The sequence below is a fragment of the Streptomyces sp. NPDC050546 genome (genome assembly GCF_044457425.1).
Classification (GTDB): domain Bacteria; phylum Actinomycetota; class Actinomycetes; order Streptomycetales; family Streptomycetaceae; genus Streptomyces.
The window spans coordinates 177,901-193,464 of sequence record NZ_JBITGX010000014.1; the positions used below are offsets into that span (position 1 = coordinate 177,901).

At 71.0% G+C, this 15,564-nt stretch carries 16 protein-coding genes; 8 read left to right on the forward strand and 8 right to left on the reverse strand.

Annotated features, from left to right (window positions below; genetic code table 11):
* Positions 1 to 137: 137 nt before the first annotated feature.
* The 5 genes from acs to ACIBK5_RS31380 all read left to right on the forward strand — a co-directional run bounded on the left by acs (position 138) and on the right by ACIBK5_RS31380 (position 5,517).
* Positions 138 to 2,093 carry an acetate--CoA ligase gene (acs, locus tag ACIBK5_RS31360; RefSeq protein WP_399024752.1) on the forward strand — a complete coding sequence of 652 codons (1,956 nt, stop codon included), beginning with the start codon at positions 138 to 140 and terminating at the stop codon, positions 2,091 to 2,093.
* A gap of 200 nt (positions 2,094 to 2,293) precedes the next feature.
* Complete coding sequence (gene nhaA, locus ACIBK5_RS31365; RefSeq protein ID WP_399024754.1) at positions 2,294 to 3,730, forward strand: Na+/H+ antiporter NhaA; 1,437 nt, start codon at positions 2,294 to 2,296, stop codon at positions 3,728 to 3,730.
* Positions 3,731 to 3,771: 41 nt separating this feature from the next.
* Positions 3,772 to 4,260: a phage holin family protein gene (locus tag ACIBK5_RS31370; RefSeq protein WP_399024756.1), complete on the forward strand. Its 489-nt coding sequence runs from the start codon at positions 3,772 to 3,774 to the stop codon at positions 4,258 to 4,260.
* A complete protein-coding gene (locus tag ACIBK5_RS31375; protein WP_382491129.1) occupies positions 4,257 to 5,207 on the forward strand; it encodes an alpha/beta fold hydrolase in 951 nt (316 codons plus the stop codon). Before ACIBK5_RS31370 ends, ACIBK5_RS31375 begins: the two co-directional genes overlap by 4 nt.
* Before the next feature lie 127 nt (positions 5,208 to 5,334).
* The gene (locus ACIBK5_RS31380; RefSeq protein ID WP_382592553.1) at positions 5,335 to 5,517 is read left to right on the forward strand and encodes a hypothetical protein; all 183 of its coding nucleotides are present in this window, start codon (positions 5,335 to 5,337) and stop codon (positions 5,515 to 5,517) included.
* Between the two features lie 73 nt (positions 5,518 to 5,590).
* Here the strand turns inward: ACIBK5_RS31380 and ACIBK5_RS31385 are convergent, their stop codons facing one another.
* The 3 genes from ACIBK5_RS31385 to nth all read right to left on the reverse strand — a co-directional run bounded on the left by ACIBK5_RS31385 (position 5,591) and on the right by nth (position 8,541).
* On the reverse strand, positions 5,591 to 6,790 hold the full coding sequence (locus ACIBK5_RS31385) for a MarP family serine protease (protein WP_399024759.1): 1,200 nt from the start codon (positions 6,788 to 6,790) through the stop codon (positions 5,591 to 5,593).
* A gap of 13 nt (positions 6,791 to 6,803) precedes the next feature.
* Positions 6,804 to 7,514, reverse strand: coding sequence for an NUDIX hydrolase (locus tag ACIBK5_RS31390; RefSeq protein ID WP_399024761.1), 711 nt, complete (start codon positions 7,512 to 7,514; stop codon positions 6,804 to 6,806).
* Positions 7,515 to 7,662: 148 nt separating this feature from the next.
* Positions 7,663 to 8,541, reverse strand: coding sequence for an endonuclease III (gene nth, locus ACIBK5_RS31395; RefSeq protein WP_399024763.1), 879 nt, complete (start codon positions 8,539 to 8,541; stop codon positions 7,663 to 7,665).
* A 473-nt stretch (positions 8,542 to 9,014) separates the two neighbouring features.
* Here nth and ACIBK5_RS31400 point away from each other — a divergent pair, with 473 nt between their 5' ends.
* The gene (locus ACIBK5_RS31400) at positions 9,015 to 9,689 is read left to right on the forward strand and encodes a Crp/Fnr family transcriptional regulator (protein ID WP_215119931.1); all 675 of its coding nucleotides are present in this window, start codon (positions 9,015 to 9,017) and stop codon (positions 9,687 to 9,689) included.
* A 178-nt stretch (positions 9,690 to 9,867) separates the two neighbouring features.
* Here ACIBK5_RS31400 and ACIBK5_RS31405 read toward each other — a convergent pair whose 3' ends face one another.
* The 4 genes from ACIBK5_RS31405 to ACIBK5_RS31420 all read right to left on the reverse strand — a co-directional run bounded on the left by ACIBK5_RS31405 (position 9,868) and on the right by ACIBK5_RS31420 (position 12,321).
* Complete coding sequence (locus ACIBK5_RS31405) at positions 9,868 to 10,698, reverse strand: MBL fold metallo-hydrolase (RefSeq protein ID WP_399024764.1); 831 nt, start codon at positions 10,696 to 10,698, stop codon at positions 9,868 to 9,870.
* The gene (locus ACIBK5_RS31410; RefSeq protein ID WP_399024767.1) at positions 10,695 to 11,567 is read right to left on the reverse strand and encodes an NUDIX hydrolase; all 873 of its coding nucleotides are present in this window, start codon (positions 11,565 to 11,567) and stop codon (positions 10,695 to 10,697) included. The genes ACIBK5_RS31405 and ACIBK5_RS31410 overlap by 4 nt, the downstream gene beginning before the upstream one ends.
* A gap of 134 nt (positions 11,568 to 11,701) precedes the next feature.
* The gene (locus ACIBK5_RS31415; RefSeq protein WP_189725766.1) at positions 11,702 to 12,163 is read right to left on the reverse strand and encodes a RidA family protein; all 462 of its coding nucleotides are present in this window, start codon (positions 12,161 to 12,163) and stop codon (positions 11,702 to 11,704) included.
* Positions 12,163 to 12,321 carry a DUF4177 domain-containing protein gene (locus ACIBK5_RS31420; RefSeq protein WP_097218487.1) on the reverse strand — a complete coding sequence of 53 codons (159 nt, stop codon included), beginning with the start codon at positions 12,319 to 12,321 and terminating at the stop codon, positions 12,163 to 12,165. Before ACIBK5_RS31420 ends, ACIBK5_RS31415 begins: the two co-directional genes overlap by 1 nt.
* A gap of 106 nt (positions 12,322 to 12,427) precedes the next feature.
* On the opposite strand from ACIBK5_RS31420, the gene ACIBK5_RS31425 reads away from it, so the two are divergent.
* A complete protein-coding gene (locus ACIBK5_RS31425; protein ID WP_215119934.1) occupies positions 12,428 to 13,405 on the forward strand; it encodes an ArsA-related P-loop ATPase in 978 nt (325 codons plus the stop codon).
* Between the two features lie 91 nt (positions 13,406 to 13,496).
* On the forward strand, positions 13,497 to 14,954 hold the full coding sequence (locus ACIBK5_RS31430) for an ArsA family ATPase (protein ID WP_399024769.1): 1,458 nt from the start codon (positions 13,497 to 13,499) through the stop codon (positions 14,952 to 14,954).
* A gap of 90 nt (positions 14,955 to 15,044) precedes the next feature.
* Here the strand turns inward: ACIBK5_RS31430 and wblA are convergent, their stop codons facing one another.
* Positions 15,045 to 15,383 carry a transcriptional regulator WblA gene (gene wblA, locus ACIBK5_RS31435; protein WP_184594573.1) on the reverse strand — a complete coding sequence of 113 codons (339 nt, stop codon included), beginning with the start codon at positions 15,381 to 15,383 and terminating at the stop codon, positions 15,045 to 15,047.
* Positions 15,384 to 15,564 lie beyond the last annotated feature (181 nt).

The following is a 15,564-nucleotide window of genomic DNA, read 5'->3' on the forward strand; positions in this document are numbered from 1 at the left end:
GTACGGATGACCCCGGTCACCGAATCCGACCGCTCAAGAGGTCTAAACCAATCGGCGGTCGGCCCTTGTCATCGCACCCCCGGGTCTGATGAGCTGTGGCCTGGGACACAACGGACACCCTGGGAAAGGCAGATGCCGTGAGCAACGAAAGCCTGGCCAACCTGCTCAAGGAAGAGCGCAGGTTCGCACCCCCCGCCGACCTGGCCGCAGGCGCCAACGTCACCGCGGAGGCGTATGAGCAGGCCAAGGCTGACAGGCTCGGCTTCTGGGCCGAGCAGGCCCGTCGGCTGACCTGGGCCAAGGAGCCCACCGAGACCCTCGACTGGTCGAACCCGCCGTTCGCCAAGTGGTTCAAGGACGGCGAGCTCAACGTCGCCTACAACTGCGTCGACCGGCATGTGGAGGCCGGGCTCGGCGACCGGGTCGCCATCCACTTCGAGGGCGAGCCCGGCGACAGCCGCGCGATCACCTACGCCGAGCTCAAGGACGAGGTCTCTAAGGCGGCCAACGCCCTGCTGGAGCTGGGAGTTCAGGCCGGCGACCGGGTCGCCGTCTACATGCCGATGATCCCCGAGACCGCGATCGCGATGCTGGCCTGCGCCCGGATCGGCGCGGCCCACTCGGTCGTCTTCGGCGGCTTCTCCTCGGACGCGCTCGCCACCCGTATCCAGGACGCCGACGCGCGCGTGGTCATCACCTCCGACGGCGGCTACCGGCGCGGCAAGCCGTCCGCGCTCAAGCCGGCCGTGGACGAGGCGGTCGAGAAGGCGGGCATCGTCGAGCATGTGCTGGTCGTGCGCCGCACGGGCCAGGAGGTCGCCTTCTCCAAGGGCCGCGACGTGTGGTGGCACGACGTCGTGGAGCGGCAGAGCGCCGAGCACGCCCCGCAGGCGTTCGGCGCCGAGCACCCGCTGTTCATCCTGTACACCTCGGGCACCACGGGTAAGCCGAAGGGCATCCTGCACACCTCCGGCGGCTACCTCACCCAGACCGCCTACACCCACCACGCAGTCTTCGACCTCAAGCCGGAGTCGGACGTGTACTGGTGCACCGCCGACGTCGGCTGGGTCACGGGGCACTCGTACATCGTCTACGGCCCGCTCGCCAACGGTGCGACGCAGGTCATGTACGAGGGCACGCCCGACACCCCGCACCAGGGCCGCTTCTGGGAGATCGTGCAGAAGTACGGCGTGACGATCCTCTACACCGCGCCGACCGCGATCCGTACGTTCATGAAGTGGGGCGACGACATCCCCGCCAAGTTCGACCTGTCCAGCCTGCGGGTGCTGGGCTCGGTGGGCGAGCCGATCAACCCCGAGGCATGGATCTGGTACCGCAAGAACATCGGCGGCGACCGCACCCCGATCGTCGACACCTGGTGGCAGACCGAGACCGGCTCGATGATGATCACCCCGCTGCCGGGCGTGACCGCGACCAAGCCCGGCTCCGCGCAGACGCCGCTGCCCGGCATCTCCGCGACGGTCGTCGACGACGAGGCGCGGGAGGTGCCCGACGGCGGTGGCGGCTACCTGGTGCTCACCGAGCCGTGGCCGTCGATGCTGCGCACCATCTGGGGCGACGACCAGCGGTTCATCGACACGTACTGGTCGCGCTTCGAGGGCAAGTACTTCGCCGGTGACGGTGCCAAGAAGGACGACGACGGTGACATCTGGCTGCTCGGCCGGGTCGACGACGTCATGCTCGTCTCGGGGCACAACATCTCCACCACCGAGGTCGAGTCCGCGCTCGTCTCCCACCCGTCGGTCGCCGAGGCCGCCGTGGTCGGTGCGGCGGACGAGACGACCGGGCAGGCGATCGTCGCCTTCGTGATCCTGCGCGGTACGGCCGCCGAGTCCGAGGACCTGGTCGCCGAGCTGCGCAACCACGTCGGCAACACCCTCGGCCCGATCGCCAAGCCCAAGCGGGTCCTGCCGGTGGCCGAGCTGCCCAAGACCCGCTCCGGCAAGATCATGCGCCGTCTGCTGCGGGACGTCGCGGAGAACCGCCAGCTCGGTGACGTCACCACGCTGACCGACTCCACGGTCATGGACCTCATCCAGTCCAAGCTGCCGGCCGCACCCAGCGAGGACTGATCAAGGCCCACGCATAGCCGATCAGGCGAAGGGCACCCGGCGGACAGCTCGCCGGGTGCCCTTTCGCCGTCCACGGTGAAGATCGACAGGTGCGCACGGCCATACGGTTAGCTAAACTAAGCAAAACAACTGCCTCATGGTGCGCCGGGAAGTCTGGTCGGCATGCGTTCAGCCCTGCCCACCGACCGGAGGTTCTCCCCGTGACCGCGCCCCGCTCCACCACCCCTCGCAAGGTCCTCGGACGACTGTCGCTGCCCGAGCGGACCTACGTGGCGGACGCGCTGCGCACCGAGACCGTCGGCGGTGTGCTGCTGCTCGCCGCCGCGGTCACCGCACTGCTCTGGGCGAACATCCCCGCGCTGCACGACAGCTACGAGAACGTCGCCCACTTCCACGTGGGCCCCGCCGCACTCGGCCTGGACCTGTCGATCGCGCACTGGGCCGCCGACGGACTGCTGGCGATCTTCTTCTTCGTCGCCGGGATCGAACTCAAGCGCGAGCTCGTCGCGGGCGACCTGCGCGACCCCAGGGCCGCCGCGCTCCCGGTCGTGGCCGCCCTGTGCGGCATGGCCGTACCGGCGCTCGTCTACACCGTCACCAACGTCACCGGCGGCGGCTCCCTGGCCGGTTGGGCCGTGCCCACCGCCACCGACATCGCCTTCGCGCTCGCCGTGCTCGCGGTCATCGGCACCTCCCTGCCGAGCGCCCTGCGGGCCTTCCTGCTCACACTCGCCGTCGTCGACGACCTCTTCGCGATCCTGATCATCGCCGTCTTCTTCACCGCCGACCTGAACTTCGCCGCGCTCGGCGGCGCCGTCGTGGGACTGGGCGTCTTCTGGCTGCTGCTGCGCAAGGGCGTACGCGGCTGGTACGTGTACGTACCGCTCGCGCTCGTGATCTGGGCGCTGATGTACAACAGCGGCGTCCACGCCACCGTCGCCGGCGTGGCCATGGGCCTGATGCTGCGCTGCCACCGCAAGGAGGGCGAGCCGCACTCCCCCGGCGAGCACATCGAGCATCTCGTACGGCCACTGTCGGCAGGGCTGGCCGTACCGCTGTTCGCGCTCTTCAGCGCCGGTGTCGCCATCTCCGGCGGTGCGCTCGCCGATGTGTTCGATCAGCCGGAGACCCTCGGCGTCGTCCTCGGACTCGTCGTCGGCAAGACACTGGGCATCTTCGGCGGGACCTGGCTGACGGCCCGTTTCACCAGGGCCTCACTCAGCGACGATCTCGCCTGGGGGGACGTGTTCGCGGTGGCGAGCCTCGCCGGCATCGGCTTCACGGTCTCGCTGCTCATCGGCGAACTCGCCTTCGCCGGCGACGAGACGATGACGAACGAGGTCAAGGCCGCCGTCCTGCTGGGCTCGCTCATCGCCGCGATGCTGGCGACCGTCCTGCTGAAGATACGGAACGCCAAGTACCGCCGTCTGTGGGAGGAAGAGGAGCGCGACGACGACCTCGACGGCATCCCCGACATCTACGAGGAGCACGACCCGGCGTACCACCTGCGCCTGGCCGCCCGCTACGAGGCCAAGGCCGCGGAACACCGCCGGATCGCCCAGGAGAAGGCAGCCGCGCGCCACGAGCTTGCCGAAGTACCGGGCGGGGCAGGCGAGGACCACGACGGTCCGGCATGATCTGACGAGACGGTACAAAAGACGGAGAGGGAGACATCGCGATGAGCGCACCCGACGGCAGCCCGGTCGGCGCCGAACGCAGCATCGGCCAGCTGTTCGCCTCGGCGACGGCGGAAATGTCGGCGCTGGTGCACGACGAGATCGCGCTGGCGAAGGCGCAGCTCAGGCAGGACGTCAAGCGCGGCGCGACCAGCGGCGGCGCCTTCTCCGCGGCCGGCGCGGTGCTGATCTTCTCCCTGCCGATGCTGAACTTCGCGCTGGCGTACGGCATCCGCACCTGGAGCGACTGGAACCTCGCGATCTGCTTCCTGCTGTCCTTCGCGGCGAACGTGCTGGTCGCGGTCGTGCTGGCGCTGATCGGCGTGGTCTTCGCGAAGAAGGCCAAGAAGAGCAAGGGCCCGCAGAAGGTCGCCGCCTCGATGAAGGAGACCGCGGGCGTCCTGCAGAAGGCCAAGCCGCACCCGCGTCCGGAGCTCCCGCAGGACCGGGTGCCCGAGGCCATCGAGGCTGTGGCACGCTCGTCGTCATGACGGACCCCGCCACACCTTCGGCACAACCGGCCTCGGCCGTTCTTCTCGACGTCCCCGGCGGGAGGAAGGTGAGCCACCGGGACGTCGCCGCCAACGGCGCCCGCTTCCACATCGCCGAGCTGGGCGACGGGCCGCTGGTGCTGCTGCTGCACGGCTTCCCGCAGTTCTGGTGGACCTGGCGGCACCAGCTGGTGGCGCTCGCCGACGCGGGCTTCCGGGCCGTCGCCATGGACCTGCGGGGCGTCGGGGGCAGCGACCGTACGCCGCGCGGTTACGACCCCGCCAACCTCGCGCTCGACGTCACCGGCGTCATCCGCTCGCTCGGCGAGCCGGACGCCGCGCTGGTCGGCCACGACCTGGGCGGATACCTCGCGTGGACGGCCGCCGCGATGCGCCCCAAGCTGGTGCGGCGGCTGGCGGTCGCGTCCATGCCGCATCCGCGGCGCTGGCGCTCGGCCATGCTGCGGGACGTCAAGCAGACGCGCGCCGGTTCACACATCTGGGGGTTCCAGCGGCCCTGGATCCCGGAGCGGCAGCTCACCGCCGACGACGGGGCGCTCGTGGCGGAGCTGATCCAGGACTGGTCCGGGCCGCGCCCGCCGGAGGACGAGGCCCTGGAGACGTACCGCCGCGCCATGTGCATCCCCTCGGCCGCGCACTGCGCCGTCGAGCCGTACCGCTGGATGGTGCGCTCCCTGGCCCGCCCGGACGGCATCCAGTTCAACCGCCGCATGAAGCGGCCCGTGCGCGTGCCGACCCTCCATCTGCACGGCTCGCTCGACCCCGTGATGCGCACGCGCAGCGCGGCCGGATCCGGCGAGTACGTCGAAGCCCCCTACCGCTGGCGCCTGTTCGACGGTCTCGGCCACTTCCCGCACGAGGAGGACCCGGTCGCGTTCTCCTCGGAGCTCATCAACTGGCTCAAGGATCCCGAACCCGATCGGTGACCGGACGACCCCGCCCGGTATCCGCACGTGAACGCTTGTCCGACGAACGGCCAATTGCCTGGCGCATAGGCCAATTGGGCGCGCCGGGAGCGGTTATCGACCATGAGGCGGGGGCACACGTCGGGGTATGGGCTGGACGCACGACTACAGTGACGCAAGCCGCAATCGCCGCTCGGCGGGCGGTGCGAACCCCCACCATCGAAGCGGCGCACCGCAGATGGTGACCGCGGATCCCCGGGTCGGGATCCCGCGCATCCTCCGTCGCCGGGCCCGCTGGGTCTCCGTACGTCTGCGCCACACCCGCGACTGAGGCGTCACCCGCGCGGGTGACAGCCCCGGCCACCCCGCCGCAGGGCACTCCCAGACCCGCCGCAGGGCCGCTCCTAGAGCGCGCAGCTGTCGCTGTCCACCTGCTGGTTGGCGGTGCGCCCCTTGGTGATGTCCTCCTGGATCTCGTCCACGGTCAGCGCGTACCCCGTCAGGGAGTCGTCGAGGGACTTGGCGAAGACCACGCCGTAGACCTTGCCGTCGGGGGTGAGCAGCGGGCCGCCGGAGTTGCCCTGGCGGACGGTCGCGTAGAGGGAGTAGACGTCGCGGCGGACCGTGTCCCGGTGGTAGATGTCCGGGCCGTTGGCCGTGATGCGGCCACGCACGCGCGCGGCACGCACGTCGTACGCCCCGTTCTCCGGGAAGCCGGCGACGATCGCGCCGTCCCCGCTGGTCGCGTCCTGGGTGGTGAAGCGCAGCGCGGGCGCCTTCAGGTCGGGCACGTCGAGTACGGCGATGTCGCGCCGCCAGTCGTAGAGGACGACCGTGGCGTCGTACTTCTTGCCCTCGCCGCCTATCTGCACGGTCGGCTCGTCGACGCCGCCCACCACGTGCGCGTTGGTCATCACACGGCGGCCGGAGAAGACGAAGCCGGTGCCCTCCAGGACCTTGCCGCAGCTCGGGGCCGTGCCCATGACCTTGACGATGGAGCGCTGGGCGCGGCTCGCCACGGGGCTGTTGGCCAGGGCCGGGTCCGGCGGCTGGACGTCGGTGATGGGCTCGTTCGAGAACGGGCTGAATACCTGCGGGAAGCCGTTCTGCGCGAGGACGGAGGAGAAGTGGGCGAACCAGGTGGCGGCCTGGTCCGGCAGCGCCTGCGAGACGCCCAGCAGCACCTTGGAGTTGCGGACCTCCTTGCCGAGCGTCGGCAGCGTGGTGCCCGCGAGGGCCGAGCCGATCAGCCAGGCGACCAGGAGCATCGCCACGACGTTGACCAGGGCGCCGCCGGTGGCGTCCAGGGCCCGGGCCGGGGACCAGGTGATGTGCCTGCGCAGCTTGTTGCCGAGGTGGGTGGTGAGGGCCTGGCCGACGGATGCGCAGACGATGACGACGACGACCGCGACGACGGCGGCGGTCGTGTTCACCTCCGCGTTGTCCGAGAGCGCGTCCCAGATGACGGGCAGTACGTAGACCGCGACGAGACCGCCGCCCAGGAAGCCGATCACCGACAGGATGCCGACGACGAATCCCTGGCGGTATCCGACGACCGCGAACCACACGGCGGCGACCAGCAACAAGATGTCCAGCACGTTCACGGAGGCCACCCTGTCATGCGCGCCAGTCGAGCGGGACCTGCTTCTCGCGGTCCCAGGGCCGCTCCCAGCCCGCGAAGTGCAGCAGCCGGTCGATGATTCCGGCCGTGAAACCCCACACAAGGGCTGATTCGACCAGAAATGCCGGACCTCGGTGGCCGCTGGGGTGGACGGTGGTGGCGCGGTTGGCGGGATCCGTGAGATCCGCCACGGGGACGGTGAAGACCCTGGCGGTCTCGTTCGGATCGACGACCCCGACCGGGCTCGGTACGCGCCACCAGCCCAGTACCGGGGTGACGACGAAGCCGCTGACCGGGATGTAGAGGGCGGGCAGGACGCCGAAGAGCTGGACGCCGGAGGGGTCGAGGCCGGTCTCCTCCTCCGCCTCGCGCAGGGCGGCCCGCAGCGGGCCGTCGCCACGCGGATCGCCGTCCTGCGGGTCGAGGGCGCCGCCGGGGAACGAGGGCTGGCCGGCGTGCGAGCGCAGGGAGCTCGCACGCTCCATGAGCAGCAGTTCGGGACCGCGCGCCCCCTCCCCGAACAGGATCAGCACGGCGGACTGGCGCCCGGCGCCGTCCTCCGGCGGCAGGAAGCGGCTGAGCTGCCGCGGCCGGACCGTCTCCACGGCGTGCACCACCGGGTCCAGCCAGGCGGGCAGGCCCTCCTTGCTCAGCGTCACAGGCCCGCCCGTCACAGGCCCGCCCTGTGTGTCGCTCGCACGCGTCATCGCCACCCCCGTCGTCCTGCCGCTTCCAACGCACGGCGGGTCCGAGATCGTTCCGCGAACGGCCGCGATCCCCCGTTCGGGCAGCGCGATCCCCCGATCAGGCAGCTCGATCCCCCGGTCAGGCGGCTCAGTCCCCGGATCGGGCAGGTCATCCGGCCCCCAGCGGCGGCGCCGGCTTGCCGCCCGCGTCCAGATACGCCTGCGGGGGCCGCAGCCGCTGACCGGGGAAGCCGCCCTTCTCGTACTTGAGCAGCTTCTTCGCCTTCTCGGGGTCGGTCTCGCCCTCGCCGAACGCCGGGCAGAGCGGGGCGATCGGGCAGGCACCGCAGGCGGGCTTGCGGGCATGGCAGATACGGCGGCCGTGCCAGATCACGTGGTGCGAGAGGTCCGTCCAGTCGCTCTTCGGGAAGAGCGCGCCGATGGCGGCCTCGATCTTGTCCGGGTCGGTCTCGCCGGTCCACTGCCAGCGGCGCACCAGACGCTGGAAGTGCGTGTCCACGGTGATGCCCGGCCGCCCGAAGGCGTTGCCGAGCACGACGAACGCGGTCTTGCGGCCTACGCCCGGCAGCTTGACCAGGTCCTCCAGCCGGCCCGGGACCTCACCGCCGAAGTCCTCCACCAGGGCCTTGGACAGCCCTATGACCGACTTGGTCTTGGCCCGGAAGAAGCCGCACGGGCGGAGGATCTCCTCCACCTCCTCCGGGTTGGCGGCGGCCAGGTCCTCGGGGGTGGGGTACTTGGCGAAGAGGGCGGGGGTCGTCTGGTTGACGCGCAGATCGGTGGTCTGGGCGGACAGGACCGTGGCGACGACCAGTTGGAAGGGGTTGTCGAAGTCCAGCTCGGGGTGGGCGTAGGGGAAGACCTCGGCGAGCTCGCGGTTGATACGGCGGGCCCGGCGGACCAGAGCGGTGCGCGACTCGTCACCCGGCGGATGGACGACGGCCTTTGCGGGGGCGGTGCCCTTGACGCGGGCGCTGGCCTTCTTGGGCGCGACGGTGACCTTCTTGGCGGCGGGCGCCTTCTTCACGGCAGGCGCCTTCTTGGCGGATGCCTTCTTGGCCGGTGCCTTCTTGGCAGCCGCCTTCGTCCCAGCGGCCTTCGTCCCAGCGACCTTCGTCGCAGCGGCCTTCGTCCCAGCGACCTTCGTCGCAGCGGCCTTCTTCGCAGTAACCGACTTGTTCTCTTTCGCCGTTTTCCTACCGCCATCGGGGCCCTGTTCGCCCACAGCGGAATCGCGACGTACAACCACCCGCGCAGCCCCCTCGGCCTGTGCTCTCACCGGCGATTTGGACACCCGGCCAGCCTAAGGCGTGGCACCGACATCCGCCCCGGGCCCCGAAGATCGGCGTCCAATTGGACCCCTGCCGCGTACCCCGGGACACCTGTGCGGCATCCTTGTGACAGATCACACTGTTTGGACCGTCCGGCAAAATGGGCACCTCGGTGCCTTGATACAAGGGGGATCCAGGTCCCCTGAGCAGGTCGACAAGGAGAGAACTCGTGGACGACGTTCTGCGGCGCAACCCGCTCTTCGCGGCGCTCGATGACGAGCAGGCCTCGGAGCTCCGCGCCTCCATGAGTGAGGTGACCCTCGCGCGCGGCGACTCGCTGTTCCACGAGGGGGACCCCGGCGACCGCCTGTATGTGGTCACGGAGGGCAAGGTCAAGCTCCACCGCACGTCCCCGGACGGCCGCGAGAACATGCTGGCCGTGGTCGGCCCCGGCGAGCTCATCGGCGAGCTGTCGCTCTTCGACCCGGGCCCGCGTACCGCGACAGCCTCCGCGCTGACCGAGGTCAAGCTGCTCGGTCTCGGCCACGGCGACCTCCAGCCCTGGCTGAACGCCCGCCCCGAGGTGGCCACGGCGCTGCTGCGCGCTGTCGCCCGCCGGCTGCGCAAGACCAACGACGCGATGTCCGACCTCGTCTTCTCGGACGTCCCGGGCCGGGTCGCCCGCGCCCTGCTGGACCTCTCGCGCCGGTTCGGCGTGCAGTCCGAGGAGGGCATCCACGTCGTCCACGACCTCACGCAGGAGGAGCTGGCCCAGTTGGTCGGCGCGTCCCGCGAGACGGTCAACAAGGCACTGGCGGACTTCGCCCAGCGCGGCTGGCTCCGCCTGGAGGCCCGCGCTGTGATCCTGCTGGACGTGGAGCGCCTCGCCAAGCGCTCGCGCTGACGCGCACCCGCGCGTGCCGTACGTCATCGGGCCCTGACTCCTCGCGAGACAGGGCCCGACGTCGTACACCCGAGACAGGGCCCGACGTCGTACACGCGAGACAGGGCCCGACGTCGTACACGCGAGACAGGGCCCGACGTCGTACAAGGGACACGTCAGCCGTGCCCCGGGGGCCCGGTCAGATGAGCCCGTGCTCCTCCAGGTAGTCCAACTGCGCCCGCACCGACAGTTCCGCCGCCGGCCACAGCGAGCGGTCCACGTCCGCGTAGACGTGGGCGACGACCTCGGCGGGGGTGCGGTAGCCGTCCTCGACGGCCGTCTCCACCTGCGCGAGGCGCTTGGCCCGGTGGGCGAGGTAGTACTCGACGACGCCCTGGGCGTCCTCCAGGACCGGCCCGTGGCCCGGCAGCACCGTGTGGACGCCGTCGTCGACGGAGAGGGACCTGAGCCGCCGCAGGGAGTCCAGGTAGTCGCCGAGGCGGCCGTCGGGGTGGGCCACGACCGTCGTACCGCGGCCGAGGATCGTGTCGCCGGTCAGGACCGCCCGGTCCGCCGGGAGGTGGAAGGAGAGGGAGTCGGCGGTGTGGCCGGGGGTCGGTACGACCTTCAGTTCGAGGCCGCCGACGGTGATCACGTCCCCGGCGGCCAGGCCCTCTTCGCCCAGTCGGAGGGCCGGATCGAGCGCACGCACGCGCGTGCCGGTCAGTTCGGCGAACCGCCCGGCGCCCTCGGCGTGGTCGGGGTGGCCATGGGTCAGCAGCGTCAGGGCGACGCGCTTGCCGGCCTGCTCGGCGGTGGCGACGACATGGCGCAGGTGCCCGTCGTCCAGCGGGCCCGGGTCGACCACCACGGCCAGGTCCGAGTCGGGCTCGGAGAGGATCCAGGTGTTCGTGCCGTCCAGGGTCATCGCCGACGGGTTGGGGGCCAGGACGTTGACGGCCCGGGCGGTGGCGGGTCCCGTGAGGACACCGCCCCGGGGCTGGCCGGGAAGGGCTGCTGCGTCCGTCATGCGGTGGCTCCACCGGTGGTCGGGATGTGCTTGGTGAACTCGTCGTGACCCGGCCAGGAGAGCACGATCTCGCCGTCCACGAGACGGGCCGTGGCCAGCACGGGCGTGAGGTCACGCCCCGGGGCGGCCGCGAGCGCCCGGGCGGCCGTGTCGTACGGCGTCAGCTGGCGCAGGGTCGCGATGGTCGGCGGCATCATCAGCAGCTCGCCCTTGTCGTAGCCGGCCGCGGCCTCGCCCGGGGCGATCCACACCGTGCGGTCCGCCTCGGTGGAGGCGTTGCGGGTGCGCTGTCCCTCGGGAAGGGCCGCCACGAAGAACCAGGTGTCGTAGCGGCGGGCCTCGAACTCCGGGGTGATCCAGCGGGTCCAGGCGCCGAGCAGGTCGGAGCGCAGGACCAGGCCGCGGCGGTCCAGGAACTCCGCGAAGGACAGGTCCCGGGCGACCAGGGCGGCGCGGTCCGCCTCCCAGTCGGCCCCGGTGGTGTCGCCGACGACCGAGTCGGGCGCCGGTCCGGCGAGCAGGACGCCCGCCTCCTCGTACGTCTCCCGCACGGCCGCGCAGACGATCGCCTGTGCCTCCGTCTCGTCGACGCCGAGCCGGTCCGCCCACCACGCGCGCGTGGGGCCCGCCCAGCGGACCTGGTGGTCGTCGTCCCGGGGGTCGACGCCGCCGCCCGGATACGCGTACGCGCCTCCGGCGAAGGCCATGGAGGCGCGTCTGCGCAGCATATGGACGGCCGGGCCGGTGCCCGTGTCCTTCAGGAGCATGACGGTGGCCGCGCGCTTCGGGGTGACCGGCGTGAGCGTGCCGGCCGCCAGCGCGCGGATGCGGTCCGGCCACTCCGGGGGGTACCACTGACCGTTCGCCATGGGCGCGAGGCTATCCCGTGACGGGCGGATGTTCGAGTGGCCCCCGGGGCCGATGCCGCACCCGGGCCTGCGGAAAGGGCCCGCGGAAAGGGCCTGTGGAAGAGGCCCGCGGCCCGCGCGAGCGCCGAAGGGCGCTACGCGAGTTCCACCTGGATCTCGACCTCCACCGGGGCGTCCAGCGGCAGCACCGCCACGCCCACCGCGCTGCGCGCGTGCACGCCCTTGTCACCGAGGACCGCGCCGAGCAGCTCGCTCGCGCCGTTCAGCACCGCGGGCTGGCCCGTGAAGTCCGAGGCCGAGGCCACGAAGCCGACGACCTTCACCACACGCGCGATGCGGTCCAGGTCACCGGCGACGGACTTGACGGCGGCCAGGGCGTTCAGCGCGCAGGTGCGCGCCAGCTCCTTGGCCTCCTCCGGGGTGACCTCCGCGCCGACCTTGCCGGTGACCGGAAGCTTGCCGTCCACCATCGGGAGCTGCCCGGCGGTGTAGACGTACGGGCCGGTCTGCACGGCCGGCTGGTACGCGGCCAGCGGCGGGACGACGTCGGGCAGGGTCAGACCGAGCTCGGCCAGCTTCGCCTCGACGGCACCCATTACTGCTTCTCCCGCTTCAGGTAGGCCACGAGCTGCTCGGGGTTGTTCGGGCCGGGCACGACCTGGACGAGCTCCCAGCCGTCCTCGCCCCAGGTGTCCAGAATCTGCTTCGTGGCGTGGACGAGCAGCGGCACGGTTGAGTATTCCCACTTGGTCATGCGGCCGACTCTAGCCCCTGGCGGACAGGGGCAGGCGGCCGACCACGGCGGCGGTTGTCCACAGCCTCCGGAGTAGCCCGGGCGCCGACTGGTTAGGCTCGAATACGTGAGCAGGCTCCAGGTCGTCAGCGGCAAGGGCGGTACCGGCAAGACCACGGTGGCCGCAGCCCTAGCGCTGGCCTTGGCCACGGAGGGGAAGCGGACGCTTCTCGTCGAGGTCGAAGGCCGCCAGGGCATCGCGCAGCTCTTCGAAACGGAAGCGCTGCCTTATGAGGAGCGGAAGATCGCCGTCGCTCCTGGGGGCGGGGAGGTGTACGCGCTGGCCATCGACCCCGAACTGGCCCTTCTGGACTACCTCCAGATGTTCTACAAGCTGGGCAGCGCCGGACGGGCCCTGAAGAAGCTCGGCGCGATCGACTTCGCCACCACCATCGCGCCCGGTCTGAGGGACGTGCTCCTCACCGGCAAGGCGTGCGAGGCGGTACGGCGCAAGGAGCGCAGCGGGCGGTTCACCTACGACTACGTCGTCATGGACGCGCCGCCCACCGGGCGCATCACGCGCTTCCTCAACGTCAACGACGAGGTCGCCGGCCTCGCCAAGATCGGCCCGATACACAATCAGGCACAGGCCGTGATGCGGGTGCTGAAGTCGCCGGAGACGGCCGTGCACCTGGTGACGCTGCTGGAGGAGATGCCCGTCCAGGAGACCGTGGACGGCATCGCCGAGCTGCGGTCGGCGCGGCTGCCGGTGGGGCGGATCATCGTGAACATGGTGCGCCCGGAGGTGTTGGACGAGACCGATCTGGAACTCGTCCGGACGGCCACGCGTTCCACTGTCGCGCGGTCGCTGTCGTCCGCCGGGCTCGGCGGCGCGCGGCGCGGCGGGCACGCCGAGCGGCTGGTGGACCCGCTGCTCACCCAGGCCGAGGAGTACGGCGAGCGGTACGCGCTGGAGCACGAGCAGCGCGCGGTGCTGGCCGAGCTCGGCCTGCCGCTGCACGAACTGCCGCTGTTCGCCGAGGGCATGGACCTGGCTGGGCTGTACGCGCTGGCCCGCGAGCTGCGCGGGCAGGGCGTGTCATGAGCGGGGCCGCCGCCGGACGGGGCATGTTCATGAAGGCCGTCGTGGAACAAGGCGTCATGGAGCTGGTCATGAGTCGGAAGCAGGGGATGTCATGAGTCGTCCGGACCCAGACCGCACACACGACCCGGCCCGCCCCCGCATGTCCCCCGCCCGACTGCTCGACGTCGATCCGCTGCTGGCGGACCCGAAGACCCGGATCGTGGTGTGCTGCGGCTCGGGCGGGGTCGGCAAGACCACGACCGCGGCGGCCCTGGGCCTGCGCGCGGCCGAGCGGGGCCGCAAGGTGGTCGTCCTCACCATCGACCCGGCCCGCCGGCTCGCCCAGTCCATGGGCATCGACTCCCTCGACAACACCCCGCGCCGGGTCAAGGGCATCGACGACTCCGCGGGCGGCGAGCTGCACGCGATGATGCTCGACATGAAGCGCACCTTCGACGAGATCGTCGAGGTGCACGCGGACGCCGAGCGGGCGGCCGCGATCCTGGGCAACCCCTTCTACCAGTCGCTCTCGGCGGGCTTCGCGGGCACGCAGGAGTACATGGCGATGGAGAAGCTCGGGCAGCTGCGGGCCCGGGACGAGTGGGACCTGATCATCGTCGACACCCCGCCGTCCCGCTCGGCCCTGGACTTCCTGGACGCGCCCAAGCGGCTCGGGTCGTTCCTGGACGGGCGGCTGATCCGGCTGCTGACGGCACCGGCGAAGCTGGGCGGGCGCGCCGGGATGAAGTTCCTGAACGTCGGGATGTCGATGATGACCGGCACCCTGGGCAAGCTGCTCGGCGGTCAGCTCCTCAAGGACGTCCAGACGTTCGTGTCCGCGATGGACACGACGTTCGGAGGCTTCCGCACGCGCGCGGACGCTACGTACAAGCTGCTCCAGGCGCCCGGGACGGCGTTCCTCGTGGTCGCGGCCCCTGAGCGGGACGCGCTGCGCGAGGCCGCGTACTTCGTGGAGCGCCTGGCCGCGGAGGACATGCCGCTCGCCGGTCTTGTGCTCAACCGGGTCCATGGCAGCGGCGCCGACCGGCTGTCCGCCGAGCGGGCGCTCGCCGCCGCGGAAAATCTTGAAGAGCCCCGCATTGTGGATCAGGAGCGCGGGAAAGCTGGACTTCGTAACTCCCCCGACGCATACGACAGTTCAGCCTCTTCCACGTCCGAAACCCCAGCTCAGACCTCAGATCAGGCCCCAGCTCAGACTTCAGATCAGGCCTCAGCTCAGACCTCAGCCACGGCATCGACATCGGCTCCCGAGGGTGGCTCCCCCACCGAGGACTCCGAAGACGCCGCGGACGCCGAGCGGTCCGTCGACCAGCTCACGGCAGGCCTGCTGAGGCTGCACGCCGAGCGCATGCAGCTGCTCTCCCGCGAGCAGCGCACGCGTGACCGCTTCACCGCGCTGCACCCCGAGGTGGCCGTGACGGAAGTGGCCGCGCTGCCCGGCGATGTGCACGACCTCGCGGGACTGCGCGACATCGGCGACCGGCTCGCGGCGAACGAACGCGAGCTTCCCGACGCGGCCGAACCGGAGCAGCCCGGCCGTGATGCCTGAGGGCCCGTACGGGCCCCCGACCGGACATCAGCGACGAGGAGCCCCCGTGGAGTCCCCGTGGAGTCCCCGGTGGGAACTCCTCAGCTCACCTCAGCTCACCGCGGCGTAGTTCTCGTAGATCTCGTCGTCGTCGAGGGACACGACACCCGTGCCGCGCTCGTACTCGCTGCGCGCCGTCTCCAGCAGCCGGCGCCAGGACGTCACCGTGGGCCGCCTGCGCAGCAGTGCGCGGCGCTCCCGCTCCGTCATGCCTCCCCACACGCCGAACTCGACGCGATTGTCGAGCGCGTCGGCCAGGCACTCCGTACGCACCGGACAGCCGGTGCACACCGCCTTGGCCCTGTTCTGCGCTGCTCCTTGAACGAACAGTTCATCCGGATCGGTAGTGCGGCAGGCCGCCTGCGCACTCCAGTCGACTACCCAGCCCATACCGGCGCCGTCCTCTCCCGAATCGAGGCTCCCCCACGGCGGCAGCGGCATATTCACCGCCGCCAGTTGAGGACGTTACGGAAGGTGGGCACAGCGCAACACCCCCGTCGGGCCCAATCTTGAATGGCCCGAACGGACTATGGGTAAGCGGCAGATCACCCGGGGGAGTGAGCTGGCGACA

Bases quoted from the DNA above. Each gene is read 5' to 3' on its own strand.
- ACIBK5_RS31370 (WP_399024756.1), top strand. From the start codon at position 3,772: ATGAGCGCACCCGACGGCAGCCCGGTCGGCGCCGAACGCAGCATCGGC.
- ACIBK5_RS31375 (WP_382491129.1), top strand. From the start codon at position 4,257: ATGACGGACCCCGCCACACCTTCGGCACAACCGGCCTCGGCCGTTCTT.
- ACIBK5_RS31380 (WP_382592553.1), top strand. From the start codon at position 5,335: ATGGGCTGGACGCACGACTACAGTGACGCAAGCCGCAATCGCCGCTCG.
- ACIBK5_RS31390 (WP_399024761.1), bottom strand. From the start codon at position 7,514: ATGACGCGTGCGAGCGACACACAGGGCGGGCCTGTGACGGGCGGGCCT.
- ACIBK5_RS31405 (WP_399024764.1), bottom strand. From the start codon at position 10,698: ATGACGGACGCAGCAGCCCTTCCCGGCCAGCCCCGGGGCGGTGTCCTC.
- ACIBK5_RS31410 (WP_399024767.1), bottom strand. From the start codon at position 11,567: ATGGCGAACGGTCAGTGGTACCCCCCGGAGTGGCCGGACCGCATCCGC.
- ACIBK5_RS31415 (WP_189725766.1), bottom strand. From the start codon at position 12,163: ATGGGTGCCGTCGAGGCGAAGCTGGCCGAGCTCGGTCTGACCCTGCCC.
- ACIBK5_RS31420 (WP_097218487.1), bottom strand. From the start codon at position 12,321: ATGACCAAGTGGGAATACTCAACCGTGCCGCTGCTCGTCCACGCCACG.
- ACIBK5_RS31430 (WP_399024769.1), top strand. From the start codon at position 13,497: ATGAGTCGTCCGGACCCAGACCGCACACACGACCCGGCCCGCCCCCGC.
- wblA (WP_184594573.1), bottom strand. From the start codon at position 15,383: ATGGGCTGGGTAGTCGACTGGAGTGCGCAGGCGGCCTGCCGCACTACC.